This is a genomic window from Micromonospora rosaria (assembly GCF_001567585.1).
Classification (GTDB): domain Bacteria; phylum Actinomycetota; class Actinomycetes; order Mycobacteriales; family Micromonosporaceae; genus Micromonospora; species Micromonospora rosaria.
On record NZ_LRQV01000001.1, the window covers coordinates 152,487 to 177,665 of the forward strand.

At 74.9% G+C, this 25,179-nt stretch carries 18 protein-coding genes; 13 read left to right on the top strand and 5 right to left on the bottom strand.

Going from position 1 to position 25,179, the window contains the following annotated elements:
- Positions 1 to 34 precede the first annotated feature (34 nt).
- The 10 genes from AWW66_RS00635 to AWW66_RS00680 all read left to right on the top strand — a co-directional run bounded on the left by AWW66_RS00635 (position 35) and on the right by AWW66_RS00680 (position 8,270).
- Positions 35 to 802 (top strand): ABC transporter ATP-binding protein, encoded by a 768-nt coding sequence (locus AWW66_RS00635; RefSeq protein ID WP_067359295.1) that lies wholly within the window; start codon positions 35 to 37, stop codon positions 800 to 802.
- A complete protein-coding gene (locus AWW66_RS00640; protein ID WP_245647800.1) occupies positions 799 to 1,614 on the top strand; it encodes an ABC transporter permease in 816 nt (271 codons plus the stop codon). The genes AWW66_RS00635 and AWW66_RS00640 overlap by 4 nt, the downstream gene beginning before the upstream one ends.
- Positions 1,611 to 2,678, top strand: a complete 1,068-nt coding sequence (locus AWW66_RS00645) for an Ldh family oxidoreductase (RefSeq protein ID WP_067359330.1) — start codon at positions 1,611 to 1,613, stop codon at positions 2,676 to 2,678. The genes AWW66_RS00640 and AWW66_RS00645 overlap by 4 nt, the downstream gene beginning before the upstream one ends.
- A gap of 97 nt (positions 2,679 to 2,775) precedes the next feature.
- Positions 2,776 to 3,510: an SDR family NAD(P)-dependent oxidoreductase gene (locus tag AWW66_RS00650; RefSeq protein WP_067359296.1), complete on the top strand. Its 735-nt coding sequence runs from the start codon at positions 2,776 to 2,778 to the stop codon at positions 3,508 to 3,510.
- A complete protein-coding gene (locus AWW66_RS00655; protein ID WP_067359297.1) occupies positions 3,507 to 5,111 on the top strand; it encodes an FAD-dependent monooxygenase in 1,605 nt (534 codons plus the stop codon). The genes AWW66_RS00650 and AWW66_RS00655 overlap by 4 nt, the downstream gene beginning before the upstream one ends.
- 32 nt (positions 5,112 to 5,143) lie before the next feature.
- Positions 5,144 to 5,515, top strand: coding sequence for a cupin domain-containing protein (locus AWW66_RS00660; protein WP_067359298.1), 372 nt, complete (start codon positions 5,144 to 5,146; stop codon positions 5,513 to 5,515).
- Positions 5,512 to 6,048: a cupin domain-containing protein gene (locus AWW66_RS00665; RefSeq protein ID WP_211271797.1), complete on the top strand. Its 537-nt coding sequence runs from the start codon at positions 5,512 to 5,514 to the stop codon at positions 6,046 to 6,048. Before AWW66_RS00660 ends, AWW66_RS00665 begins: the two co-directional genes overlap by 4 nt.
- Before the next feature lie 26 nt (positions 6,049 to 6,074).
- Positions 6,075 to 6,488 (top strand): RidA family protein, encoded by a 414-nt coding sequence (locus AWW66_RS00670; RefSeq protein WP_067359299.1) that lies wholly within the window; start codon positions 6,075 to 6,077, stop codon positions 6,486 to 6,488.
- On the top strand, positions 6,485 to 7,366 hold the full coding sequence (locus tag AWW66_RS00675) for a fumarylacetoacetate hydrolase family protein (RefSeq protein WP_067359300.1): 882 nt from the start codon (positions 6,485 to 6,487) through the stop codon (positions 7,364 to 7,366). Before AWW66_RS00670 ends, AWW66_RS00675 begins: the two co-directional genes overlap by 4 nt.
- 142 nt (positions 7,367 to 7,508) lie before the next feature.
- Positions 7,509 to 8,270: a GntR family transcriptional regulator gene (locus AWW66_RS00680; RefSeq protein ID WP_211271798.1), complete on the top strand. Its 762-nt coding sequence runs from the start codon at positions 7,509 to 7,511 to the stop codon at positions 8,268 to 8,270.
- 108 nt (positions 8,271 to 8,378) lie between these two features.
- On the opposite strand, the gene AWW66_RS00685 is transcribed toward AWW66_RS00680, so the two are convergent.
- A complete protein-coding gene (locus AWW66_RS00685; protein WP_169807032.1) occupies positions 8,379 to 10,676 on the bottom strand; it encodes a tetratricopeptide repeat protein in 2,298 nt (765 codons plus the stop codon).
- 200 nt (positions 10,677 to 10,876) lie between these two features.
- On the opposite strand from AWW66_RS00685, the gene AWW66_RS00690 reads away from it, so the two are divergent.
- The 3 genes from AWW66_RS00690 (at position 10,877) to AWW66_RS00700 (ending at position 14,839) form a co-directional block, all read left to right on the top strand.
- Entirely contained in the window at positions 10,877 to 11,899 is a 1,023-nt protein-coding gene (locus AWW66_RS00690; RefSeq protein ID WP_067359302.1) for a peptidoglycan-binding domain-containing protein, read from the top strand.
- A gap of 109 nt (positions 11,900 to 12,008) precedes the next feature.
- Positions 12,009 to 14,183, top strand: coding sequence for a sensor histidine kinase (locus AWW66_RS00695; protein ID WP_067359303.1), 2,175 nt, complete (start codon positions 12,009 to 12,011; stop codon positions 14,181 to 14,183).
- The gene (locus tag AWW66_RS00700) at positions 14,180 to 14,839 is read left to right on the top strand and encodes a response regulator transcription factor (RefSeq protein ID WP_067359304.1); all 660 of its coding nucleotides are present in this window, start codon (positions 14,180 to 14,182) and stop codon (positions 14,837 to 14,839) included. The genes AWW66_RS00695 and AWW66_RS00700 overlap by 4 nt, the downstream gene beginning before the upstream one ends.
- Before the next feature lie 138 nt (positions 14,840 to 14,977).
- Here the strand turns inward: AWW66_RS00700 and AWW66_RS00705 are convergent, their stop codons facing one another.
- The 4 genes from AWW66_RS00705 to AWW66_RS34175 form a co-directional block, all read right to left on the bottom strand.
- Positions 14,978 to 17,752, bottom strand: coding sequence for a peptidoglycan-binding domain-containing protein (locus AWW66_RS00705; RefSeq protein ID WP_067359305.1), 2,775 nt, complete (start codon positions 17,750 to 17,752; stop codon positions 14,978 to 14,980).
- 58 nt (positions 17,753 to 17,810) lie between these two features.
- Entirely contained in the window at positions 17,811 to 20,918 is a 3,108-nt protein-coding gene (locus tag AWW66_RS00710; protein ID WP_157527032.1) for a peptidoglycan-binding protein, read from the bottom strand.
- The gene (locus AWW66_RS33280) at positions 20,915 to 22,804 is read right to left on the bottom strand and encodes a hypothetical protein (RefSeq protein WP_157527033.1); all 1,890 of its coding nucleotides are present in this window, start codon (positions 22,802 to 22,804) and stop codon (positions 20,915 to 20,917) included. Before AWW66_RS33280 ends, AWW66_RS00710 begins: the two co-directional genes overlap by 4 nt.
- Before the next feature lie 13 nt (positions 22,805 to 22,817).
- Positions 22,818 to 25,179, bottom strand: a 2,362-nt coding sequence (locus AWW66_RS34175) for a hypothetical protein (protein ID WP_211271799.1), incomplete at its 5' end; no start/stop codon positions are given.

Below are 25,179 nucleotides of genomic sequence, written 5' to 3' on the forward strand. Positions count from 1 at the left end.
GGCCCGTGGGCCGCGTGCGCCGCGAGAGGCGAACATGATCGGAATCAGGAACGTTTCGCAGGTGTACCGCACCCGCGCGGGCGACGTGGAAGCCCTCCGGGAGGTGTCGCTGGACGTCGCCGACGGCGAGTTCGTGGCGATCGTCGGACGCTCCGGGTGCGGCAAGTCCAGCCTGCTGCGGCTGGTGGCCGGCCTCCAGACGGCCACCTCGGGCGAGATCACCGTCGCCGGCACCCCGATCCGGGGCCCCCGGCAGGACATCGGGTTCATGTTCCAGCGGCCCGCCCTGCTGCCGTGGCGGTCGGTCATCGACAACGTCATGCTGCCCCTGGAGGTGTTCAAGGTGGACCGCCGGGTCGCCCGGACCCGCGCGCACGAACTCCTCGACCTGGTCGGGCTGAACGGCTTCGACAAGCGCCTGCCGCACGAACTCTCCGGCGGCATGCAGCAGCGGGTCTCGCTCTGCCGGGCCCTCATCCAGCAGCCCCGGGTCCTGCTGATGGACGAGCCGTTCTCCGCGCTCGACGCGCTCACCCGCGCCGACCTGACGGTCGAGCTGCAACGCCTGCAGATGAAGCACGCCTCCACGGTGCTCTTCGTGACCCACTCCGTCGACGAGGCCGTGCTGCTGGCCGACCGGGTCGTCGTGCTCAGCCCGCGACCGGGCCGGCTGCGGCAGATCGTCGAGGTCGACGTCGCCCGCCCCCGGTCGCTCGGCCACGACGGCCACTCCGCCGCCCTGGGCGAGCTGCGGGCCCGACTGCACGACCTGCTCATGACCACCGAGGAGGTGACCCGGTGAGCGTCACCCAGGCCCCACCCGCCCGCCGCGACACCGCCGGCCGCGACACCGTCCGCCGGATCGGTCAGTGGTCGCAGCATCTCCCACCCGTGCTCGGCCTGGCCGCCGCGGTCGCCCTCTGGTGGGCGGTCACCGTCGTCTTCGAGGTGGAGAGCTTCATCCTGCCGTCCCCGCTCCAGGTCGCGCAGACCCTGGTCGAGGACGCCGACTACCTGTGGGACAACACCCTGGTCACCCTCTGGGAGACGCTGCTGGGCTTCCTGCTGGCCATCGTGGTCGGGGTGCCGCTGGCCCTGGTCGTCACCGCCTCCCGGATGCTGGAACGGACCGTCTACCCGCTGCTGCTGATGCTCAACGCCGTCCCGAAGGTGGCCGTCGCGCCGCTGCTGGTGGTCTGGATGGGCTTCGGTCAGTTCCCCAAGGTCTTCCTGGTCTTCCTGGTCTGCTTCTTCCCGATCGTCATCTCCACCGCCGCCGGGCTCAGCTCCACCCAGGCCGACCTGGTCGAACTGGGCCGATCGCTGAAGATGAACTGGTGGCAGACCTTCCGGATGATCCGGATGCCCGCCGCCGTCCCGCAGCTCTTCGTCGGCCTCAAGCTCGCCATCACCCTCGCCGTCATCGGCGCGGTGATCGCCGAGTTCGTCGGCGCCACCGAGGGGCTCGGCTACGTCATCGTCGCCTCCGGAGCGAGCGCCGACACCGCGCTGGCCTTCGCCGCGATGATCCTCCTCGGCGTGCTCAGCGTCGTGCTGTTCTACCTGACCGCCGCCGTCGAGCGGTTCTTCGTGCCGTGGGCGGACCGGTCGTGAGCGCGTCGAGGGTTTCCGTCGGGTGGCTGACCGACGCCGTGGCCTCGGTCTTCCGCGCCCTGGGCTTCTCCGGGCCCGCGTCCTACCTGGTGGCCGGCAGCCTGGTGGACGCCGACATGCGGGGCATCGCCTCGCACGGGGTGATGCTGCTGCCGATGTACGTGGACCGGATCACCGCCGGCTCGGTGAGCCGGGCCGAACACGCCGAGGTGGTCCGGGACAGGGGCGCCATCGCGGTGCTCGACGCCGGGCACGCGCTGGGACAGCTCACCGGTGACCAGGCGATGCGGCTGGCGGTGGCGAAGGCGCAGCACTACGGCGTCGGGGTGGTTACCGTCCGCCGGGCGTTCCACTTCGGGGGCGCCTTCCGGTACGTGGACCTCGCCGCCACCCAGGGGTGCGTCGGCATCGCGGCGGCCAACACCCGTCCGCTGATGCCGGCGCCGGGCGGCGCGTCGGCGGTCGTCGGCAACAACCCGATCGCCGTGGGGGTGCCCCGCGCGGGCGGTCGACCGGTGATCCTCGACGTGGCGCTCTCCGAGGCCGCGCTCGGCAAGATCCGGCTGGCCGCCGGCGAGGGCCGGGAGATCCCCGCCACCTGGGCGACCGACGCGCAGGGACGTCCCACCACCGACCCGACCGAAGCACTCCGGGGGCTGCTGCTGCCCTCGGGCGCCCACAAGGGATACGGTCTGGCCCTGATGATCGACGTGCTCACCGGTGTGCTGTCCGGCGGCGCGTACGGCCAGGGGGTGCAGGGCCTCTACGCCGACGTGTCGGTACCCAACGACTGCGCGCACTTCTTCCTGGCCCTGGACGCCGAGACGTTCGCCGAGGACACGCAGGCCATCGCCCGCCGGGTCGACGACCTGGCCCAGCAGGTGTACGGCTCCACGCTGGCTCCGGGCACCGACCGGGTCCACCTGCCCGGTGACATCGAGGCCGACCGGTACGACCGGGCGGTGCGCGACGGGGTCGCGCTCCAGCCGTCGGTCCTCGCCGGCCTGACCCGGGTCGCCGCCGGGCTCGGGGTGACCCTGCCGGAGCCCGGCGGGGCCGGCTGACCAGGCCGGACCCGACAAGGGACCCGGCCGCCCCCGACAAGGGACCCGGCCGGAACCGGCGGGGGAGCCGGCCAGGACGACAAGGAGAAGGAACGACATGCAGGCCAGTTTCGACGCCACCGGTGAGGTGCTCGTGGTCACCGGTGGCGCCAACGGCATCGGCGCCGCCCTCGCCCACGCCTACGCCGACGCCGGGGGCACGGCCGTGGTGTTCGACGTGGCACCCGCCGGGCCGCACCCCAGCGGGCGGGTGCACGCCCACCACGTCGACGTCGCCGACCGGGACGCGGTGTACGCCGCGGTCGCCCGGGTCCTCGCCGACCACGGCCGGATCGACGCGCTGGTGGCCGGCGCGGCGGTGCAGCCCCGCAGCGACGTGTCCGTCATGGACCCGCAGGAGTGGCGGCGCACCCTCGCGGTCAACCTGGACGGGGTCGTGTGGTGCGCGCAGGCGGTCCTGCCGGACATGATCGCCCGCCGGTCGGGAAGCATCCTGGTCTTCGCCTCGGGCCTGGCCACCGCCGGCCGGGCGCAGGCCTCGGCGTACGCGGCGAGCAAGGGCGCCCTGATCGCCTTCGCCAAGTCGCTCGCCGCCGAGGTCGCCGAGCACCGCATCCGGGTCAACACCGTCTTCCCCGGCGTGGTGGACACCCCGCAGTTCCGGCAGGCCAACCCGACCGGCGGCGAGCGGGAGCACTGGGAACGGGCCACCGGCATCGGCACGCCGGAGGACGTCGTCGGACCGCTGATGTTCCTGCTCTCCGCCGCCGCCACCATGACCGGATCCACCCTGACCCGTGACCGCGCCTACCCGAGGAACGAGGCAGAATGAGCACCACGACCGAGCAGTTGCCGGTGGGCGTGGTCGGCGCCGGACCCGTCGGCCTGATCACCGCACTCGGGCTGGCCCACTACGGGGTGCCGGTGGTCGTCTTCGAGGAGGACGACACCCTCTCGCGGGACACCAAGGCCGGCACGGTCCTCACCCGCACCCTGGAGGTGCTGCACCGCTACGGCGCCCTCGACGACGTGCTGGCCGGGGCGCTGCGCATCGACGAGATCGGTGAGCTGGACCGGGCCACCAACCGGCAGACGCTCAGCGTCCGCACCGGCGACCTGACCGAGGACACCCGGTTCCCCTTCGTCATCAACATCCCGCAGCACGAACTGGAGCCGATCCTGCGGCAGCGCCTCGACGCCACCGTCCCCGGCGCGCTGCACATGGGGCACCGGCTGCTCGACTTCACCCAGCACCCGGACCGGGTGGAGGTCCGGCTGCGCACCGCCGACGGGGACCGGACCGTGCCGGTGCGGTACCTGCTCGCCTGCGACGGCGGCCGGTCCGCCGTGCGGGACCAGATCGGCGCGGTGGTCGAGGGCGAGACCTACCAGGAGCGGTACATGCTGGTCGACCTCAAGGTCGACCTGGACGTGGAGAACCCCCGGGACTACCCGTACCTGGCCTACTTCGGCGACCCGCAGGAGTGGATGATCCTGGTGCGCCAGCCGCACTGCTGGCGGTTCCTGTACCCCCTGCAGGCCGGGCAGGCCGAGCCGAGCCGCGAGGAACTGGCCGACAAGGCCCGCCGGTTCATCGGCGACACGAAGACCCTGGAGATCATCGGCACCAACATCTACCACGTCCACCAGCGGGTGGCCGACCGCTGGCAGGACGGGCGGGTCTTCCTGCTCGGCGACGCCGCGCACCTGATCACGCCGATGTGGGCGCTGGGCCTGAACACCGGGGTGCTGGACGCCTCCAACCTGCCGTGGCGGATGGCCTGGGTGCTGCGCGGCTGGGCCGAGCCGGACCTGCTCGACGGGTACCAGACGGAGCAGGCCCCGGTGGCCTCCCAGGGCTCGGCGGCGATGGCCGCGGCGGCGCGGGCGTACATGGCCCGCCGCGCCGACGACCCGGGCGTGATGACCGCCGGCAACTGGGGCAACGCCTTCACCCGCGGCATGCTCGGGGTACGCCTGGACGTCGACGGCACCGGCGACTGGTCCATGGTCGCCGCGGGCGACGACCCGCTGCCGGTGCTGGCCGGGGCGCGCAGCCCCGACCTGCCGCTGATCGGCCGCACCGGCCGGGTGCACCTGCACGACCTGACCGCCGACGCCTTCGTGGCGCTGTACTTCACCGACCCGCGCCGGGCCCCGGTGCTGCCGCCGCAGGACTCGCCCGCGCTGCGGCACTACGTGGTGAGCCGGTGGGACGCGCCGCACGACTCCGGGCTGCGGGACCGGGCGCTGTTCGACCCGGGCGACCGGGTCCGGCGCCGGTTCGCCGTAGCGGACGACACCCTGGTGCTGATCCGCCCGGACGGGCACGTCGCCGCGATCGTACCCTTCGACCCCGGCGCCGACCGCGACGCGGCCAGCGGCATCTACCAGCGCATCACCGGGTGCCCGCCGCCCCGCGACCCGGCCTGACCACACCCCTCGTCCCGGAAGGAGAGAAACAGATGAGCGAGTACGGTCACGCGACCGCCCCGGACGGCAGCTCCGTCCCCCTCGGCGCCGTCGGTCAGGAGGTGGTCTTCGAGAACGAGCAGGTGCGGGTCTGGGAGATCACCCTGGAGCCGGGCGAGCAGCAGCCCTGGCACCACCACCTCAACCCGTACCTGGTGATCGCCCTGGAGGCCGCCGACAACCGGATCGACGCCCTCGCCGGCGGCGACCCGCGCCTGGTGCACGAGCAGGTCGGCGGCGTGGTCTACCGCGAGCCGGGGGAGATCCACATGCTGACCAACCACGGCACCAGCCGGTACCGCAGCCGCCTCGTGGAGCTCAAGTGCCTGGGGGAGAACCTGGTGGCCGGCGGGGGTGACCGGTGACCGGGCAGCCGGCGGTGGTGCCGGCCCCGCCGGTGCCGGCCGGCGTCGACCCGCAGGAGTGGGCCCACAACCTCTCCGAGCCGTCGGCCTACGGCGGCGAGGCGGCCGACCGCTCCCGCGAGCAACTGGTCGCCGGCCCGGACGGCCTGGTGCTGGCCCGGTTCCGGGAGATCCTGCTCCAGACCGACGAGCTGGACTGGGCGGACAAGACCCTGGCCGGCCTGTCGCACAAGGCCCTGTGGCGCGACGAGCAGACCGAGGCGTCCATCTCGCTGATCCGGTTCCGCCAGGGCGCCGGTATCCCGCTGCGCCACTCGCACGCCTCCAACCAGTTCATGTTCTGCCTCAGCGGCCGCTACACCTACGTGCCGACCGGGCTGACCCTCACCCCGGGCGCCTTCTACTGGAACCCGAAGGGCAGCCTGCACGGCCCCACCCTCGCCGAGGAGGAGAGCGTGCTGCTGGAGATCTACGACGGGCCGCACTACCCGACCCAGCCGCAGTGGTACACCGATCCGGCGGACGCCCGCTAGCACCACGCCCGAAAGAGAAGAGCACCATGCCCAAGCAGCAGATCGTTTCCCCCGAGCTGGCCGCGCCCAACGGCCACTTCGCCCAGGCGACCCAGGTCCGGGCGCGTGGCCGGATGGTGTTCGTGTCCGGCATGACCGCCCGCAACCGCGACGGCGGGGTCACCGGCGTCGGTGACGTCACCGCCCAGACCCACCAGGTCTGCCAGAACCTGCGCGCCGCGATGACGGCCGCCGGCGGGTCGTTGGACGACGTCGTCCGGGTGGACGTCTACGTCCGCAACATGGAGGACTTCGACGCCATCCACGCGGTACGCCGGCAGTACTTCACCGGCGAGCCGCCGGCCTCGACCATGGTGGAGGTCTCGAAGTTCGTCAACAAGGACTACCTCATCGAGATCAACGCCATCGCGGTGGTCGACGACGGACAGGACGACCGGTGAGGCTCGCCAGTGTCCGCACCGACACCGGCCGGCGCATCGGGGTGGTCGACGGCGACACGGTCGCGGTGCTCCCCGCCGAGGCGGGCGTCCTGGACGACGCGATCCGGGGCGGGGCCGCCGCGCTGGACGCGGTGCGCGACGCCGCCGCGCGGGTCACCCCCGTACCGCTGGCGCAGGTCCGGCTCGACGCGCCGCTGCGCCGGTTCAACCGGGACATCCTCTGCACGGGCTGGAACTACTGGGACCACTTCGAGGAGTCCCGGGGCCGACGGGAGGGACAGGACCCGACCGAACGCCCCAAGCACCCCACCTTCTTCACCAAGGGCCCGGACACCGTCGTCGGCCCGTACGACGACATCGCCTACGACCCGCAGGTGTCGGCCAAGTGGGACTACGAGGCGGAGGTCGCGCTGGTCATCGGGGCGGACTGCCGGTCGGTGAGCGAGGCGGACGCGATGTCGTACGTGGCGGCGTTCTGCGTCGCCAACGACGTGTCGCAGCGCGACCTGCAACGCGCCCACGGCGGGCAGTGGCTCAAGGGCAAGAGCATCGACGCCACCATGCCGCTCGGGCCGTGGCTGACCACGGTGGACGAGGTGCCGGACCCGGCGGCCCTGCGCATCCGGTGCGAGGTGAACGGGGTGCCGTTGCAGGACGCCTCGACCGCGCAGATGGCCTTCCCGTTCGCCCGCCTGATCGCCGAGCTGAGCTGGGGGATGACCCTGCGGGCCGGTGACGTGCTGCTCACCGGCACGCCCAGTGGCATCGGCAACGCCCGGGACCCGCAGGTGTTCCTCACCGACGGCGACCTGGTGGTGACCCGGGTGGACGGGCTCGGTGAGCTGCGCAACCGGGTACGGCTCACCAGCCTGCACTGACGACCGTGACAGGGGTGCGGGCGTGGCGACACCGAGACGTCCCGCACCCCTGGACAGGGCCGGGATTGATACCATTTCCAGGGGGTGCGAGCGCGTTGGCGGAATCATCCGACGACCGTGCGCCTCGATCCGGAGGCACACCGTGACGGCAACGCGGCCAGGGACCACCCCGGGTGACCTCGGCGGTGACGGCATCGCCGGAGCCGACGGGCAGCAGCACCGCACCCTCGCCGACTCGGCGACCGCGATCCTGCACGAGGCGATCCTCACCGGCCGGCTGCCGGCCGGGACCCCGCTGCGGCTCACCGAGATGGCCGACCTGCTCGGCATGAGCATGAGCCCCGTCCGCGAGTCGATCCGCCGGCTGGCCGCGATCGGTCTGGTCGAGGTGGTGCAGCACAAGGGCGCCTGGGTCATGCCGTTGACCGTCGAGGACGCCATCGACACCCACGAGGCCCGGATCGCCATGGAGACCGCGCTGGTGGAGCGGGCGGCGACCCGTTTCACCGAGGCCGACGCCCAGCGTGCCGCGGCGGCCCTCGCCGAGCACGTCGCCGCCTCGGCGCGCGGCGACGCGCCGGCCGCCCGCCGCGCGCACACCGAGTTCCACTTCACCATCTACCGGGCCGCCGGGTCGCGCTGGCTGCTGCGCGGGCTGGAGCCGGTCTGGGAGAACAGCGAGCGGTACCGGTTCGCCACGGTCACCCCGCCGGGGCAGCACGAGGAGCGGGTCCGGGAACACCAGGCCATCCTGGACGCGTGCGTGACCGGTGACGTGGCGGCGGCGGTCGCCGCCGTCCAGGTGCACATCCGGCACGCCGCCGAACGTGTGCTGGCCAAGATGAACACCGACGCCGTGGCGGTGCCCCCACCCCGGGGACCGCAGGCACGCCCCGCCGGATGACCGGCCGCGCGCCGGCCGCCGTCCGGGTCGCGCCGTCAGGTCCGGTACGCCCACGTCTGGTCTGGTCCACCGCGCGCCCTCGCCCCCGCTCCGACAGGGGCGCTCCGGTCAGGAGGCCGGGTCGGGGCCGGACAGCAGCTCCCGGGTGGCGACGGTCGCCGGGTGGTCGGCGCCGAGCATGGTGGACTGCTGCTCCACCAGGCGGGTGAGGATTCGGTTCGCCTCGCGGTCGCGGCCCTGGCCCCGCAGGGCCCGGGCGAGCCAGTAGCGCGGCCGGTTGTCCAACGTCTCCGGGTGCTCCGAGCCGACGAGCCGGCCCCGGGCGTCGATGACCTGACGCAACACCGCCTCCGCCTCCGCGTGGCGGCCGTCAAGCACGTAGCCTTCCGCCAGTGAGTGGTAGGCGTCGATGACCTCGACGTGGTCGTCGCCGAGCACCGCCCGCCGGTCCGCGATCACCGCGCGGTACCCGGCCTCGGCCTCGTCGGGGGACCCGGTGCGCCACAACGCCCAGGACAGGCAGCAGCGGGTGTGCAACGTGTCCGGGTGGTTGTCGCCGAGCAGGCTCCGACGCTGCTCGCGTACGGCGGTGAGCTGGGCGCGGGCCAGCGCCCAGTCCCCGGTCATCCCGACCGACCAGGCGAGCTTGTGACGGACGTCCAGCACGATCTGCGGCGGCGGCTCGGGCTGGGCCGTCCAGGCGTCGAGCACCGAGGTCAACAGGGCTTGTGCGACGTCCCAGCGGCCGTTGCGGCCCCTCGCCCAGGCCAGCTCGGTCCGCAGCGCCAGGCGCGAGACGTGGTCGCCGAGCGGCTCGGTGCGGGCCAGCGCGTCGGCGGCGAGCTGCTCGCTGGTCGTGGCGTCCCCGCTCCACGCCCCGGCGGCGACGAGCCGGGCGGCGGCATCGAGCAGCAGGGTGCCGTGCCGCTCGCCGAGATACGGCGTGCTGGTGGCGAGGAGCTGGCGGACGTGCGGGACGAGCGTCGCGGCCAGGGGCCAGGTACGGCTGTCGTCGGGCCGCAGGGGGCCGAGCGCGCCGGCGACCGTCTCGACGGCGACCTCGTGCGGTGTGCGTACCGAGGACGGGTCGCCGGCGCGGCGCAGGTGGCCGCGGTTGGTCTCGCTGACCAGCGGGTGCAGCGACACGGCGCTCGTCCGCGCCCCGTCGTGGTGCAGGTGTTCCTCGGTGATCAGGCTCAACCGGGCCAGCTCCCGCAGCGCGGCGTGCAGGTGCTGCTGCCCGGCGGTGTCCCCGGGAGGGCTGTCGAGCAGCGCGTGGACCGCCGGGCAGGCCAGCAGACCGACCGGGACCGGAAGGTCCGGCGCGAAGCAGGAGAGCAGCCGGAGCAGGGGCGTGGCCTGCGGGAAGCCCGCCTGCCGCAGGCTCTCCAGGGACAGCTCGAACGTCGCGGTGACGGCCTGGCGTTGGTCCGTCGGCGTCCCGCCGTCGAGGACGTCGGCCAGGTCCTCCGACTCCAGGGCCCGCTGGTAGGCGCGGAACGAGTCCCAGCGGGAGAACTCCCAGGCGAGAGCGCTGCCGGCGAGCCTGAGCGCCAGCGGTAGCCCGCCCAGGTGCCGTGCGAGGCTGCGGGCCTCCGCCTCGCTGCCGGCCCTGGCCAGGTCGAGCAGCAGTTGGGCGCCGGCGTCGGCCCCGAGCCGGTCGAGCTCGATGATCTCGGCGTCGCGTCCCCACACCTGCCGGCTCCGGACCCGGCTGGTCACCACGATCAGCCCCCGCCGGCTCCGGCGCAGCCAGCCCCGGCCGTCCAGGGTGCCCAGCACCCCGAGGTCGTCGGCGTCGTCGACGATCAGCAGCCAGCCACGGCGGGCCCGACCGAGCAGCTCCCAGAACCGGTCCCGGGCGTGGCCGGTGCCCGCCCGGATGGCGTCGGCGTCGGCGGGGGTCGTGGCGCCGAGCGAGATCGCGACGGAGACGAGTCCCTCGACGAACGTCTCCGGGGTGCGGGCCGAGATCCACCAGACGGGTCGCCCACGGCGGCGGGCCGCGTGGGTGTGCAGGGCCAGCGCCAGCGCCGACTTGCCGACGCCGCCGAGGCCGGCCAGCACCCGGAACGGCCCCGATGGCCGGGCCAGCGCGGCCCGCAGCCGGGACAGCTCGGCGTCGCGTCCGCGCAGCGTCGCCGGCGTGTTGCCGACCGGTGCCGCCACCGACTGCTCGGCCGGCCCCGCGACGGCAGGGCTCTGGGCCCGGCCGGGCTGGGCCTGGCGTACCTGCGCCCAGCCCGCGACCGCGCTGACCGCGCTGACCGCGACGCCCAGCAGGACGCCGACCGAGCTGACGACCTGGGGTTCGAGGAAGAACGCCGAGGCGACGGAGGAGCCCACGACAGCCGCCCCGCCGATCCCCACGTAACGCACACGACGGGAGACAACCCGGAGAGTCACCCGGCAATTGTCGTCGATCGCTGCAACGCCCCGCCGTCGGCGGGGTGGGCGTTTCTCGCTCGCGCTCACCGGGGCAGCCCGGTCCGCGTGGTGTCACACCGGTCGTGCCCGGCACCGTCCCGGTCGCCCGGGACAGCCGTCCCTGGTGCCTGGGTCGCCGCGCGACACAGACTCGCCGCCGGAGTCGAGAGGAGGACCCGGTGGACATCACCGTCGAGGTGCCCGTGGCCGGCACGCTGCTGGAGGACGAGGACCCGGAGAGCCGGATCGGAGAGGCGGTCGACTACGACCTCTTCGACCGCGAGGACCAGGAGGATCCGGGGTCCGTGGAGGAGGACCCGGCGGGGGCGCGGGCCGCGTACCACCTCGCGCCGACGCTGAAGGTGCTGCGCGACGAGGTCGACCGGCGCTGGCCGAAGCGGGACCGGACCTCGGACGGCTGGATCGGGGACGCGGCGCACCGGGGCACCCGGTCCGACCACAACCCCGACGCCGACAACGGGTCGGTCAACGCCCTCGACATCGACCGGGACGGCATCGACCCGATGCTGGTGGTCCGCCGGTGCATCGCCCACCCGTCGACCCAGTACGTCATCTTCGACCGGACCATCTGGAGCCGGACCCGCAACTTCGCCGCCGCCCGGTACACCGGCAGCAACCCGCACGACAAGCACCTGCACGTCAGCGTCAGCCACGACCGGGCCCTGGAGAACAGCACCCGGAGCTGGGGGATCGCCGACGCGGTCGTCCCGAAGCTCGGCGACCGGGTGCTGCGCCGTGGCAGTACGGGCAGCGACGTGCGGGAACTGCAGACGCTCGCCGGCCGGCTCGGCGCGAAGCTCGCCGTCGACGGTGACTTCGGCTCCCGCACCGAGGCCTGGGTCCGCGACTTCCAGAAGGCGCAGCGGCTCACCGTGGACGGCATCGTCGGTCCCCGGACCCTCGCCGCCTTGCGGGCGGCGACCGCACCCACCCCGGCGCCCGCAACGCCGTCGACCGGCCCCAAGCCCGGGTCGCGGACCGTGCGTCGGGGCAGCACCGGCGCGGACGTGGCCTTCGTCCAGCGCTTCGTCGGCGAGCGGCGGTGTGGGCCGGCGACCGGGTCGTTCGACGCGATGACCGAGTCGGGCGTGCAGTGGTACCAGGGCATCCGGGGGATCACCGTGGACGGCGTCGTCGGTCCGCAGACGTGGCGGCAGATGGGTGTCCAGGTGACCTACTGACCGTCGCCCGGCCCGGCCGGCGGTGACCACCGGCCCCGTGGTGGTGGCGGGACCGGGCGGGCGCGGTGGTGTCGGGTCGGCGGTTCGTCGGTGCCGGGAAGGCGGACGGGTGAGGCATGATGCGTGCGGCGAGATCGACCCGACCGGTTCCGAACCGGAACCGGCCGGCGGCCCGGCGGTGGAGGACGCGATGGCGGTGGCCGGCACTGACCGGGCTCGTCCGGTCGTGGCGTGGCTGGTGCTCACCGTCACCGGCGGGCTCACCGTCGGCGCGGCGGTCGTCTGGACGGTCGCCGCCCCGCCCTGGCCGCCGGGGACGCTCTGGTGGCTGGTCGACCTGACCGTCGGTGCCAGCTACGGGCTGGTCGCCTGGCTGACCCTGCTGCGCCGGTCGCACCCGGCTGCCGGGCTCATGGCGCTGGTCGGGGTGGCCGCTGCCGGCTCGGCGGCGGCCGTCGGGTGGGCGACGGCGGCCCACCGCTGGCCGCACCTGTGGGCACCGGAGGTCCCGTCTCCCGGGGCCGGGGTGCCGGCCTGGTCGGCCCTGGTCGTGGTGCTGCCGTGGCTGCTCCCGGTGTGGCCGGTGGACCGGTCGACCCGGATCGCCGTGGGAGCCGCCGTCGTGTCCGCCGTCGCGGCGCCGGCGATCGTACCGACCGTGGCGCACGGCTGGGTCCTGCCGCGCGGGTGGGGGCCGGAGCCGCTCACCGGACCGGCCCGCGACGCCGCGGGGGCGGCGCTCGGGGCCTGGCTGCCCCCGGTCCTCGCGCTGCTCGCGTTCGCCGCCGTGGCCGGCGTGCTGGCCCGCCGCCGCGCCCTGCCGCCGTGGCAGCGGCACGGCCTGGGCTGGCTCGCCGTCGGCACCCTGCTGCACGCGCTGGCGCTGCTGGCGTTCGCCCTGCACCCGGTCCTGCCGCTCGGCGTCCCGGCCCCGGCCGCGCCGCTGCTGATGCTCGCCGCGCAGGCGTTCCTCCCGGCGGCGGTGCTGGTGCTGGTGCTGCGCCAGCGGCTGTGGGCGCTGGCGCACACCGTCCGGCGGACCCTGGTGTGGGCGCTGACCACCGGGCTGCTGATCGGCGCGTACACCCTCGGGGTGGTGGCGCTCGGCGCGCTCTCGCCGGCTTCCTCGGTGCTGCCCGAGGTGCTGGTGACCGCGGCGCTGGCGGCGGTGTTCCACCCGGTGCGTCAGTGGGTGCAGCGCCGGGTCGACCGGCTGGTGCACGGCGACGGCGGGCAGCCGTTGATCCGCCAGGTCGCCGACCGGTTACGCAGTGCCGACGGAGGGATGCAGATGCTCGACGCGGTGGCCGACGGGATCGCGGACTCGTTGCGGTTGGCGACGGTGACGATCACGGTGACCGGCGACCCTGCGGTGTCCGTGCCCGCGCAGTGGTGGAGCGGTTCGACCCCGGTCGCGCCGGCCACCGCAGGCGGTCCGGCCGGCGGGCCGACGGGGCGACGCGCGGCGCCGCTGACGGTGCGCCTGGTCACCGGCGACCGGCTGGTGGGGGTGCTGCGGGCGTGGCCGCGTACCGGCGAGCGGGTGGCCGGCCGGACGGCGTCGGTGCTTGCCGACCTGGCCCCGGTGCTGGCCGCGCTCGCCGAACTGGCGGTCGCCCAGCAGGACCTGGAGCGGTCGCGGCTGCAACTGGCCCGGGGCCGGGACGAGGAGCGCCGCAAGCTGCGCCGGGACCTGCACGACGACCTGGGACCCGCGTTGAGCGGGGTGTCGCTGGGGCTCGCCGCCGGGCGCAACATGCTCCGCCCGCACCGGGAGGTGCCGGCGGTCGCGGCGGTGGACGACCTGCTGGAGCGGCTGATCGCCGAGGTCGACCGGCAGACCGTGGCGGTGCGGGACAACGCCCGGGACCTGCTGCCCCCGCTGCTCGACGACGGGGCGCTGCGACCGGCGCTGGAACGGCTGCGGCAGCGCTACGCCGACGCCGGGCTGCTCCTACGGATCCGGTCCCCCGAGGTGAACCTCCCGGAGCCGGTGGCGACGGCGGTGTACGGCATCGTGGCCGAGGCGGTCCGCAACGTGCACCGGCACGCCGATGTGGACCGCTGCGCGATCGACGTGACGGACGGGCCGGACGGGCTGGAGGTGTGTGTGGTGGACGAGGGGACGGGCATCCCGCCCGAGGCGGCCGTGGGGGTCGGCACCCGCTCCATGCGGGAACGGGCGGAGGGGATCAGCGCCGACCTGACCATCGGTCCCGCCCACGCTCGACCGGTACGCCCGGGCACCCGCGTCCGGCTGCTGCTGCCCGGGAGCCTCCGGTGAGCCGGGACCAGCCGGAGCGGCCGATCCGGGTCGCCGTCGTGGACGACCACCCGGTGTTCCGGCTCGGCATGACCGCGCTGCTCGGCACCCTGGCCGGCATCGAGTGCGCCGGCGAGGCGGTCGACGTCGACTCGGCGCTGGCTCTGGTCGCCAGCCACGCGCCGGACGTCGTCCTGATGGACCTGCACCTGGGCGAACGCTCCGGGGTGGAGGCCACCCGGCTGATCCGGGCCCGGCATCCCGACGTCGCGGTGCTGGTGGTCACGATGTTCGACGACGACGACTCGCTGTTCGGGGCGCTGCGGGCCGGCGCGTCCGGGTACCTGCTCAAGGGCGCGGCCCCGCAGCAGGTGGAACGGGGCGTCCGGGCGGTGGCCAACGGCGAGCTGCTGCTCGGTCCGGAGATCGGCGCCCGGGCGGTCGGCTTCTTCACCCGGGGCGCCGATCCGACGCCCTTCCCGCAGCTCACCGACCGGGAACGGGAGATCCTCGACCACGTGGCGCAGGGGCTGGGCAACGCCGCCATCGCGCACCGGCTCGCGCTCAGCCCGAAGACCGTCCGCAACCACCTGTCGAACATCCTGGTCAAGCTCGGCGTCGGGGACCGGGCCCAGGCCATCGTGCGGGCCCGGGACCACGGCCTCGGCCGGCGCTGAGCGGGCCGGCCCCGGCGTGACGTGCACGACCCGCCCGTGCCGGCGCACGGGACGGCCCGGTCCCACCGCCCGTCCGGATGCCGGCCGGGCGGCGGGACCGGGTCACCGGCCGGTCGACCCTCCCGAGGCGCGGGCCGTCTACTCGTCGACGTCCGGGGGCCACAGCTGCGCGAGTTGGAACGAGCCGGCGACCGGCGAGAGACCGGTGTAGCCCGCAGCCACGGCCACGCTGCCCCCGAACCCCGGTGGGGCCGCCGGGGCCAGGTCCACGAGCGCGGCCGTGAGGGCCGCCTGGGCCCAGTCCGCCTCGGCGCCGACGCGCGGGTCCAGCAGGTGCGGTCCGGGGCCGTACACCGCCTCGAAGACCGCCCGGAGCGCGTCCTCGACGCCGTGCTCGCCCAGCACCTGCTCCGGTACGGCGGTGTGCCACCGCAGCAGCGCCGCCACGGCCTGCTCGCTGGTGAAGACCTCGCCGAGGGTGGCGTCCCGGGACGAGTCCGTTCCGTAGCGCACCACCGGACCGGTCGGTACGGTGCTACCCGGGTAACGCCAGCTCCGCTGCCGCAGCCGGCGGATCCGCCGGACGGCGAACCGCCACATCGTCCGGCGCAGCCCGTCGGTGGTGCGCAGGGTCATCACCAGGCGGTGCACCGTGTGCCAGCCCCGCAGGTGGTCGAGCACCTGGCCGTCGGCGGGGCCCAGCGGCAGCAGGTCGTACGGGTGCACCCGGCCGTCGGCGTCGCGCAGCCCGTACAGGGCGAGCCGGCCCGCCTCACGGGCACGGTGCCCGGCCTCGCCGGCCGACCAGACGTCGCGCGCCCACCACGGCTGAGCCGGCCAGATCCCGTACTGGCCGAGGTCGCGCTGATACCCGGCCGGATCGAGGAACTGGTAGTAGGCGAGCAGGGCGGGCAGGTCGCCGAAGCCGTCGGCGCCGAGCGACCACCGCAGCGGTCCCAGTCGCAGGAGGTCTGTGCCGCTGGCGTCGACCGCGTCGAAGTGCGTCCCGCCGCCGGCCTCGGCCACCGCCCGGATCACCCGGTACGTGCTCAGGTCCGCCGGCAGCGGCGGTGGTGGGTTGTCCTCGTACTCCGGCGGGATCCACGCCGGGGTGAGCGCCAGCTCGGGCCAGAGTGCGGCCCCGGTCACGTCGGGACCGCCGGGTGCGCCGGTGCCGGTGCCGGTGCCGGGGCCGGGGCCGGGTGCGGCGTACCGCCCGAGCGCGACCCGGCCGGGACCGCCCGGCAGCCGCCGGGCCGCCGGGATCGGGTACCGCTCCAGGTGGTCGGTGGCGTACACGCCGAGAGTCGGGTCGGCCCCGTCGGCCGGGTGCCAGAGGTTCGCCGTGACGACCTCACCCGGCACGGTGCCCTGCATCCGGTACGCGTCCACGGTGGCGGCGTTGCGGGTGCGCCGGGCCTCGCCCCTGACCGGTGTAAGCCAGGCGGCCAACACCGTGGCCGTGTCGGGGGTCAGGCAGCCGTTGATCAGGCCCTGGTAGCGGCGGATTGCCCGCTCCCGGGCGTGGCCCACCGGGTTGCCCGCCTGGTCCCGCCACACGGTGTACACCTGGGCCAGCCGTGCCGAGATCTGGAACTCGCGCAGCGCCGACGCCGTCTGCGGGCCGAAGCTTCCGGACGGGTCCGGCGCGGTCGAGAAGCCGACCGCGGCCAGGTGTTCCTGGAGGTCACGCACGGCGGTCCGGGGTGGGACGTCGCCGTGGAGCACGCCGCCGTAGCGGTGTTCGGCGTCGTTGTCACCGATGCGCAGCATCTCCCCGCCGTACCCGTGGATCGCCTGCGGGTTCACCCGCCACGAGCCGATGTGCCAGCCGTGACTGGCCAGCCCGTCGCGCAGGAACCGGGTGAACCGCGCGACGACGAGGTCCATCATCGCCAGGCCCCACTCGCTGTCCAGGTCGGAGGAGGGGATCTTGAATTTGGACCACATCATCGCCGAGACGGCACTGCGCACGGACGCCGCGATCGCGCTCTCGGCCTGCGGGTCCAGCGTGACCGTGCCGGTGGTCTCGTCGTAGGAGTGCGGGATCGCCGGGTGCGACCGCCGGACGAACAGGTGGAACCGGTTGTCGGAGTGCAGCACCCGCCGGTCGGGCGGGGTGCCGTCGGCGCCGGTGCCGGGTGTGCCGGGGCCGTAGTAGCGGCGCAGGAGGTCGGTCAGGGGGGTGGGCAGCGTCGGGTCGAGCGTTTCCATCTCGGGCATGAGGATGATGGCATCCATGTCGCCGAGCATGTCGTCGACGGCGCACCGACCGGCGGCGGCATCCAGCCAGGCGGTCGGCACCGCCAGTGACTCCGGATCGGTGGGCTCCTCCCACCCGTCGCCGGCCGCTTTCTTGGCCTCGCGCCGGGCCTCGTTGTACCCGATCCACCACGAGGCGAGGTCGCCGACCCAACTGAACAGCCCGTACAGATCAGTGTAGGTGCCGAGGGCGATCCCGTGGATCGTCAGCCCGTTGAGCGCCCTGTCGGCGCAGACCCAGAAGTGGGACAGCTCGACCGCCGGGCGCAGCCGGCCGTCGGGGCCATCGCTCCAGGTGCTGACCGAGCCGGTGCTGACCAGGCCGTCGAGGGCTTCCTGCGTTCCGTGCTCTCGAATGAGCGGCGCGAACCTCCAGCCCCGGTGGGAGTTGAGCAGTACGTCGAACTCCGGCTGTTTATTGGTGAGCCCGTAGTGCAGCATGCGGATCCGCTGCGCGGTCTCCTTGCTGTCGCCGATCGTCGACTCGACCTCGGACAGCCAGTCCAGGTACTGCTCCAGGTCGGGGCTGAAGGCCTTGTACTCGCGGCGCAGGGTGACGGGGCCGTCGATCCAGCGGCGGCCCTCTTGCGGCAGCGTGTGCAGCGCAGTGGACAGGACGACGGCGACCGGGTCGGTCGTCTCGGTGCTCATGATCCTCCCTCGGCCGGTACCGGCCCTGGTGGTGGACGTCGGGGGAAGGGCCGGCGGCTCACGGCGCGGCCGGCCCGACGGGGCGTTCGTCCGGGCGGACCAGCCACAGCCGGGCGGCGATCATGTTCTGCCACTGGGCCGTCGTGACGTGCGGTGGCGGCGGGGTCAGCGGGTCGGTGCTGCTGCGGGTCCACAGGGCCCGGGACTCGGCGCGCCCGAGCGGGGCCAGGTCGGCCAGCGGCGGGTCGGGCGCCAACCCGAGCAGCGCCCGCTCCTGCTGGTGCAGCCCGATCAGGGTCTGCCGCAGGTCGAAGTAGGCGGGCGAGACGATGCAGCCCGCCGATCCGGTGCTGGAGGCCGCGTCGTCCCCGGTGTTGGTGTGCCCGTCGTGGAACCGGATGAAGCGCTTGCCGTCGGGGTCGTCGCGCACGTGCAGCAGCGGCGCGAACGGGTGCCAGGTCGGGTTGACGCCGGGCAACGGCCGGGGGTTGCTGATGTCGTCCAGGTAGTAGCGGCCGTGGGCGACGTGGTCGTCCTCGCCGGGGGTGACAATCTTGATCGAGTAGTTCTTGAAGGCGTCACCGGACCGGTACGACAGGCAGTCGTAGTGGGTGTTGCCCCGGATCGCCGACCGGTTGTCGTCGTTGTACCGCCACGCCGAGTAGCTGGTGAACGAGTACGCCGCGTGCTGCTGGCCGCCGTGCAGGACGAGGGCCACGCCGCCGTAGTGGTCGGTGCCGCGTTGGTTGGGCCGGAACCCGGTCGGGATCGGGTCGAACCGGCCGCCGACGCCGGCCGGGATCTGCCAGGCCGACGACTCGCCGTCGAGGGCCGGCTCGCCGTCCAGCGTCAGGGTCCGGGTCGCCAGGTCACACCCGAGGATCCGGTACGTCCCGGAGGGGCGGGCCACGTCGGCGGGCAGGTGGATGGTGTCGGCATTGAGGTTGAGCAGGGTGAGCCCGGCGTCGCCGTCGAGGATCACCTGGTTGGCCGCCGCACCGGGCCGGGCACCGGTGCCGACCAGGTGCGGTCGTTCGCCGACCGGGTCCACCACCACGATCTGCGCGCGGCGGCGCAGCAGCCAGGACTGGTCCGGCCCGACCAGCTCCGGGTTGCCGTGCACGGTGACGGTCCGGGTGGCCGCCTGGACGCCCGCCACCCGGAACCACCGCTGCGCGCCGGGCGCGGTGCCGGCGAGGAAGAGCAGGTCCCGGTGCGGCCCGTTCGCCCCGTCCGACCGCCACACCCCGGCCAGGTCGGCGTCGCCGTCCAGGCGCAGCCGGAACTGGTTCGGCGGGTGCGGTGGCAGGGGCGTCGCGGCGGCCCCGGCCGGGTCGAGCAGGTCCACCCGGTGGTACCCCTCGTCCTCCGGTGGGCGGGGCACGTTGCGCCCCACCTGATCCCCGGCGGTCCGGGGCAGCCACGGGTCGTCGAGGTTCAGGTAGAACTCGGTGACCGCCTCCAGGTGGAAGAGGTTCCCGTCGGCCACGTCCAGCACGTACGGGGGGTCGCCGCCCTCGTCGACGGCGAAGCCGGCGCGCACCATCAGCCGTCGCCGCCACAGGGCCTTCTGCGCGTCGCCGACCTGCCGCCACTGCGCGGGGGTCAGCGGGGCCCCGTCCCGGGCCGCCACCAGCGTCGACCACGGGTACAGCTCCCGGGCGGCGCGGGTCAGCACGGTGGCGGCCGGCAGCCCGGTCAGCGCCGGCCGGACGATCCGCTCCGCGTCGGGCACGCCGTGGCGGCCGGGCTGCCGCCAGAGGTCGATGGTGCGGGCGGTCTCCTCGTCCAGCCGGCCGTGCGGCAGGCCCAGGTGCCGCCGGTGCGCCGGGCCCCGGGATTCCCCGGCGACCCCGGCGCGGGTCGCGGTGACCTCCGGGTGCGACGCCACGAGTTGCAGCTCGCGCAGGGCCCGCTCGGTGGCGTCGTCGAACCGCCCGGTCTCGGCGACGGCGAACCCGAGTTCGGTGAGGTCCCGCTGGAGCAGGACCACCGGGGTCTCCGGGAGGCCGGCGGCCCGCACCCGCCCGCCGAAGCGGCGCTCGGCGTCACTGTCGCCGTGGCGCAGGTGCCAGCCGCCGTACCGGCCCAGGGCCGTCGGCGCGGCGGGCCAGTCACCGGCGCTCCAGCCCTCACCGGCGGCACCGGCCAGCAGCGTCCCGGCGAACCGGTCGACCAGTTCGGTGAGCATCGCCGCGCCCCAGGGGCTGTCGAGGGCCGCGACCGCGTCCGCCGCCGCCCACGGGGGCCAGGAGCGCCCCAGGTGCTGCCGGATGACCAGGAACATCGCCGCACTCCTCACCGGCGGGCGCAGGGCGGCGGCGAGCAGGGCCGGGTCGGACTCGTGGGGGACCGGTGGCGTGGCCGTCTGGTACAGCAGGCGGAACCGGTTCTGCGCGTGCTGGTCGGTCGGGTCCGTGGTGGCCGGGCCGGCCGGGTCGTAGTAGCGGGCCAGCAGCGTGCTGACCGGCGTGGCCGGGTCCCAGGCCGCAGCGAGGTTCAGCCCGTCGACCACCGCGAAGAGCCGTTCCACGCCGGCCCGTTCGGCGATCGCCTCGGCCAGCCACTGCCGGGGACGGGCCAGGTCGGCCGGGTCCTCGACCCAGGTGCCACCGGCCTGCCGGGCCACCTGCTCGGCGGCGCGGCGGCGCAGCTCGTAGCCGAGCCACGCCTCGGCCAGCAGGCCCGGCCAGCCGAGCAGCGCGGTCCCGTCGTACAGCGCCCCCTGCGGGGTCGGCTCGCCGAGGCGCTGGTCCAGCAGGCACCAGATCGGGTACGTGTCGACCAGCCGGGGCGCACCGGTCGGCCCGACGCCGATCTGGAGCCGCCCGGTGCGGTACAGCCCGTTGAGGGCCGGGCGGGGGACGTCGGCGACGGTCAGCGGCGTCCGCGCCCACGGGTGCGCGTCGGCGATCAGCTCGTCCGGCTGCCAGGTCTCCGGTGGCTCCTCGCCAGCGACGAGCAGCCGTATCCGGCGCACCACGTCCCGGGGCTGCCACGGCGGCTCGTGCGGGCCCGCCTCCACGGCCGCCAGCCAGGATCGGTAGCTGCGCCAGCCCGCCAGGTGGGCGCGCTGCTCCCCGGCCAGGGCGGTGGGGCCGAACGGCCAGCGCTCGTCGGGGCGGGCGCGCAGCGTCTCGATCGCCTCGACGACGGGGGCGGTCACGACTGCTCCGCCGGGGGCCGGGTCGGCACGTCGGGCGCGGGTGTGCCCGGCCCCGACGGTCGCGGTACGGCCGACGGGCTCCCCGGCGCGGCCGGGCCGGGCAGGCCCGGCGCGGTGACCGGGCCGGGCCAGAGCACGTCGTGGTACCGGCCGCTGGCGCCGCCGCCACGGCCGACCGTGGTCCGCCGGCCGAGCCACAGGTGCTGGCGGCCGTCGGTCCAGCGGGCGTACTGCCAGGCGCGGGTGAGGTGGGCGCCGGCCCGGGTCACCTCCTCCCGGTGCAGCCGGTGCTGGCGGAGTTCGCCGAGCAGCCGGCCCCAGGGCAGCGGGGCGGGCGACCCGTCCAGCGGCGGGACGCTGCCGACGTCGAGCATCTGGGCGGCCTGCGGCGACGGGTCCAGCGGGAACCAGTGGCCCGGGGTGTCGGTCCGCAGCCGGTAGCGCAGCGGCAGGTCCGGGTCGGCGGAGGGGGTGACGGTGCCGCCGGTGGCGGCGCGGTCGGCGGCGTGACGTTCCGCCCGGTCCACCGGCCGTCCGTCGGGGCCGCCGGCGGTCGCCTCGACCGCCCACACCTGGTTGGCGGTCTCGTCGCGCAGCAGCCAGACCTCCTCGACCGGGGCCGAGTCGTGGCTGTCGTCCAGGGTGGGCAGCAGGGTGAAGGTGCTGTCCCGCAGCAGCAGGGGCCGGGTGCCGCCGCTGAGCAGGTCGTACACGCTGTGCTCGTAGATGGCGAACTCCGCGCCGCGCGCCGCCGACCGGGTGGGCGGCACGAGCATCCGCTGCCCGAAGGTGTCGTGCACGACGAGCGACGACACCCGGCAGACCGAGCCGACCTCCATCGCCACCGGGAACAGGAAGAAGTCGTTGCTGTAGACGGTGGCGTACTCGACCAGCAGCATGGTGGCGATGCTGTCCCCGGCGGCCCGGACGCTGCCGAAGTCGACCGCCGCGTTCTCGAACTCCCACCACCGGGCGGCCGGCATGCCCCGGAACGTGACCGGGGTCGGGATGCCCGCCGACAGGAACGGGCGGACGGTCCCACCCGGGTCGTCCGGGACGGCTCCCAGCGACCCGCCGGGCACGCTGTCGAAGGCGTACCAGTCGAGGCTGCCGGAGGCGTACTCGTCGGTGGTGAGCACGAACTCCGGTTCGCCACCGGCGGCGGGGGCGGCCAGCGACACCTGGTACTCCAGCCGCTGCGGCGACCAGGTGGGCAGGTCCGGCAGACCCCGCCCGGTCACCCCGTCGTACCAGGCGAGGAAGCGCAGGGCCGCGGCCCGGATCGGCAGCGGCGCCGCGCCGGCCAGCGGCGGCTCGGCGGGCAGCGTCGGGCGACCCCCGCCGGGGGGACGCAGCGCCGGGTCGAGGGCGGCGAACAGCGCCACCCCGTCCGGCACCCGGGCGGCCAGCAGCCGCTCCCCGGCCGGCAGGCCCCCGGTGGGGATCGGGTACGTGGCCAGTAGCCCGGCGAGGTAGCCGGCCTGGCTCTCGGCGGTCACCCCGGCGGCCTTGCGCTCGGCGGCCAGCAGGGTCAGGAAGTACCCGCCGGCCCGCAGGGCCAGCTCCCGGTCCGGCTCGGTGTCGACCACCGCCGGCTCCGACTCGACCAGGGCCTCCAGCGGCACGGTACCGACGTCGTAGCGCAGCCCCTCGGCGTCACCCGGGCCGGTGGGCGGCGGTCCGGGACGCAGCCGGGTCAGCCCGGTGACCGTGCCGCGCAACCGCGCCCAGACGGGGGTGCCGGCGTCCTCACCGGCGAACTCACCGAGTTGCCACTGCCGGGTCAGCAGCCACAGGGGATCGGCGACGCCCGCCTGCAGGCCCTCCTCGCCGGTCCGTTCCCGGGCCACCGGCTCCAGCCGGGCCCAACCATTCTGCATGCTCATCGTCTCTCCCCGTTCACAGATCGGTGGTGACCCAGGACAGGACCTCGTACGTGAAGGCCCCGGCGAGCACGTGGTCCGCGTTGTCCTCGCCCTCCTCCCGTGGCCCCTGCACGGCCAGGGTCACGGGCACCGGAGTCCAGTGCTTGACCTTGGGGATGGGCTTGCCGCGGTCGTCGTACTCGACCGGCGGCTTGGGTCGGGCGGGCACCCGCAGGGTCACCGCCACCTGCCCCGTCACCTCGGTTGCGGCCGTCTCGGTCACGGTCAGGTGGGACCCGGGAACCGTGAAGGTGACCGGCGAAGCCTGCGCCGTCGGCAGCAGGTGGTGGCCATCGACCCGGAGCACCGCCGTGGTGGCGTACTGGTCCTGGCGCACCACGGCGGGGGTGACGCCCGTGATGGTGATGCGCGGGGTGACGGTGACGGACTGGGTGGCGACACCACCCCGGTTGGTCAGCTGCAGTTCGTACTCGCCGAGCGGCGGGTAGCCGGTGCTGGTCTGTGCCGCTTTCAGTTCGAGCCGGGCGTGCGTCTCCGACTGGCCGAGCACCTGGAGCTGCAGCTCGGGAGGGTTGACGGTCCACGTGCTGGTCTCCTGCGGGATCTGCAGGTTCTTGCCGGTCACGGCGATCGTGATGGTGCGACCCTGCCGGATCTCGGTGGCAGTTGTCTGCGTGGTTTCCAGGTAGAAGTTGTCGATCTCGGGCTTGCCGGCGGTCTGCGGCACACCGAAGGTGGCCGGCACCGACGCCAGCCGGGCCACGTCCACCGCGCCGGGCGCGGTCGTCGGCCACAGCGGCAGGTACGCCAGCGATCCCAGGATATGGTCGGCGCCGAGGTCGACCCGGTCCATCGACCGGGCCTTGACCAGGTCGATCGTCTCGTTGACGGTCGCGGTCAGGTCGTCGAGGGTCCAGGTGCCGCCGGCCGGCCGGGGCGAGACCGCCAGCAGGACGGCCTGCGGCGCCTGCGCCCCCGGCGCGTCGTAGTGGTACGCGACCGCCGTCGTCTCCCGGCGGGCCGGCACCACCTCGCCCCACTCGTCGAGCAGCAGCCCGGCGAGCGAGCCGGTGCCGGCCGGACCGGCGCCGACCGCGACGAGCGAGGTCACCCCGGTCGGCACGGTGCCGGCCGGGTCCAGCGGCGGCAGGCCGACCCAGCGCCGGGCCGGTTCCCCGGCGGCCGGCGCGGGTACCTGCCCGACCGTCAGGTCCAGGCCCCAGCCGGTGGCCAGTGCCTGACCGAACCGGCAGGCCGTCTCGACCGCCGCGACCGCCGGCCGGATCCGGGCCGCCCGGGCGAACCAGGCCAGCGGCTCCTGACCGGCCGGCGCGGGGCTGACCGACGTGCCGGCGAAGGCCCGGTTGAGCTGGATCGGGTCGGCCGGGGTGAACCGGGGCACCACCGGGAAGTCCGCGCCGAAGACGGCCCGGAGCAGGTCGACCCAGTCCGCTGCCCGGCTGGCCCGCGCCGCGATCTCGTCCGCCGCCACGCTGCGGCGGCGCACCTCTGCGTACCCGGCGAGGACCTGGGCGGTGAGGGCGGCCACGGCGGCGGCGGTCACCTCGGTCGCGGGCCGCCCGTCCGCCCCGGTGGCGTCGAGGGCGTGCCGGGCCACCGGCACCACCCCCGGCACCCCGAAGGCGGTGGCGGTGAGCAGGTGCCCCGCCGCCGTGGCGAGATCGACGACGCCCTCGGTGGGCCCCTGGTCGTCGGAGTCCCCCACGGCGTCGCGCAGCGCCGCGCGCAGGGTGGTCAGGCGCAGGTGGGCCACCGTCGCCCGCTGCCGCAGCTCGTCGAGGAGCACGCCGTCCGGCTCGTCCTCGTCGGCCGTGCCGCCGACCGCCAGATCCGGCGCGGCCAGCGGGCGCGCGGTGGAGAGTACGGCCGCGATCGAGCGCACCACCTCCAGCAGGTCGGTGAGGTACACCTGACCGCCGGTGAGCGGACTGGCCGGGTCCGGCAGGAGCCGTACCCCGGCGTCCGGTCCGACGCCGGCCGGGCGGCGCGCCGGGTCGAGCTGGTGCCAGGCGAGCCGGCTCTCGATCCCGGCCGGGTCGTCGGCGTACCCGAGCAGCTCCAGCGGGTACGGCAGCGCGTCGCCGACGGTGACCCGGCGGGTCGGGGCCAGCGTCGCGCCGGTCGCCGGGTCGGCGAACCCGACGTCGGCGACCACCCGCTGCGCGGGGCCCAGCACCGCCGCCACCCAGGCGGCGAGGGCGGGCTCGGCGGTCTCCCGGGGGCCGACCTGCCACCCGCCCGACCCGGCGCCGAGCGGGGGCGCGTCCAGCATGAGCAGGAGTCGGTGGGTGATCCCGGCGCCGGTGCGGGGGGTGCGGACCACCTCCAGCTCCGGTGGCGCGACCCCGTCGACC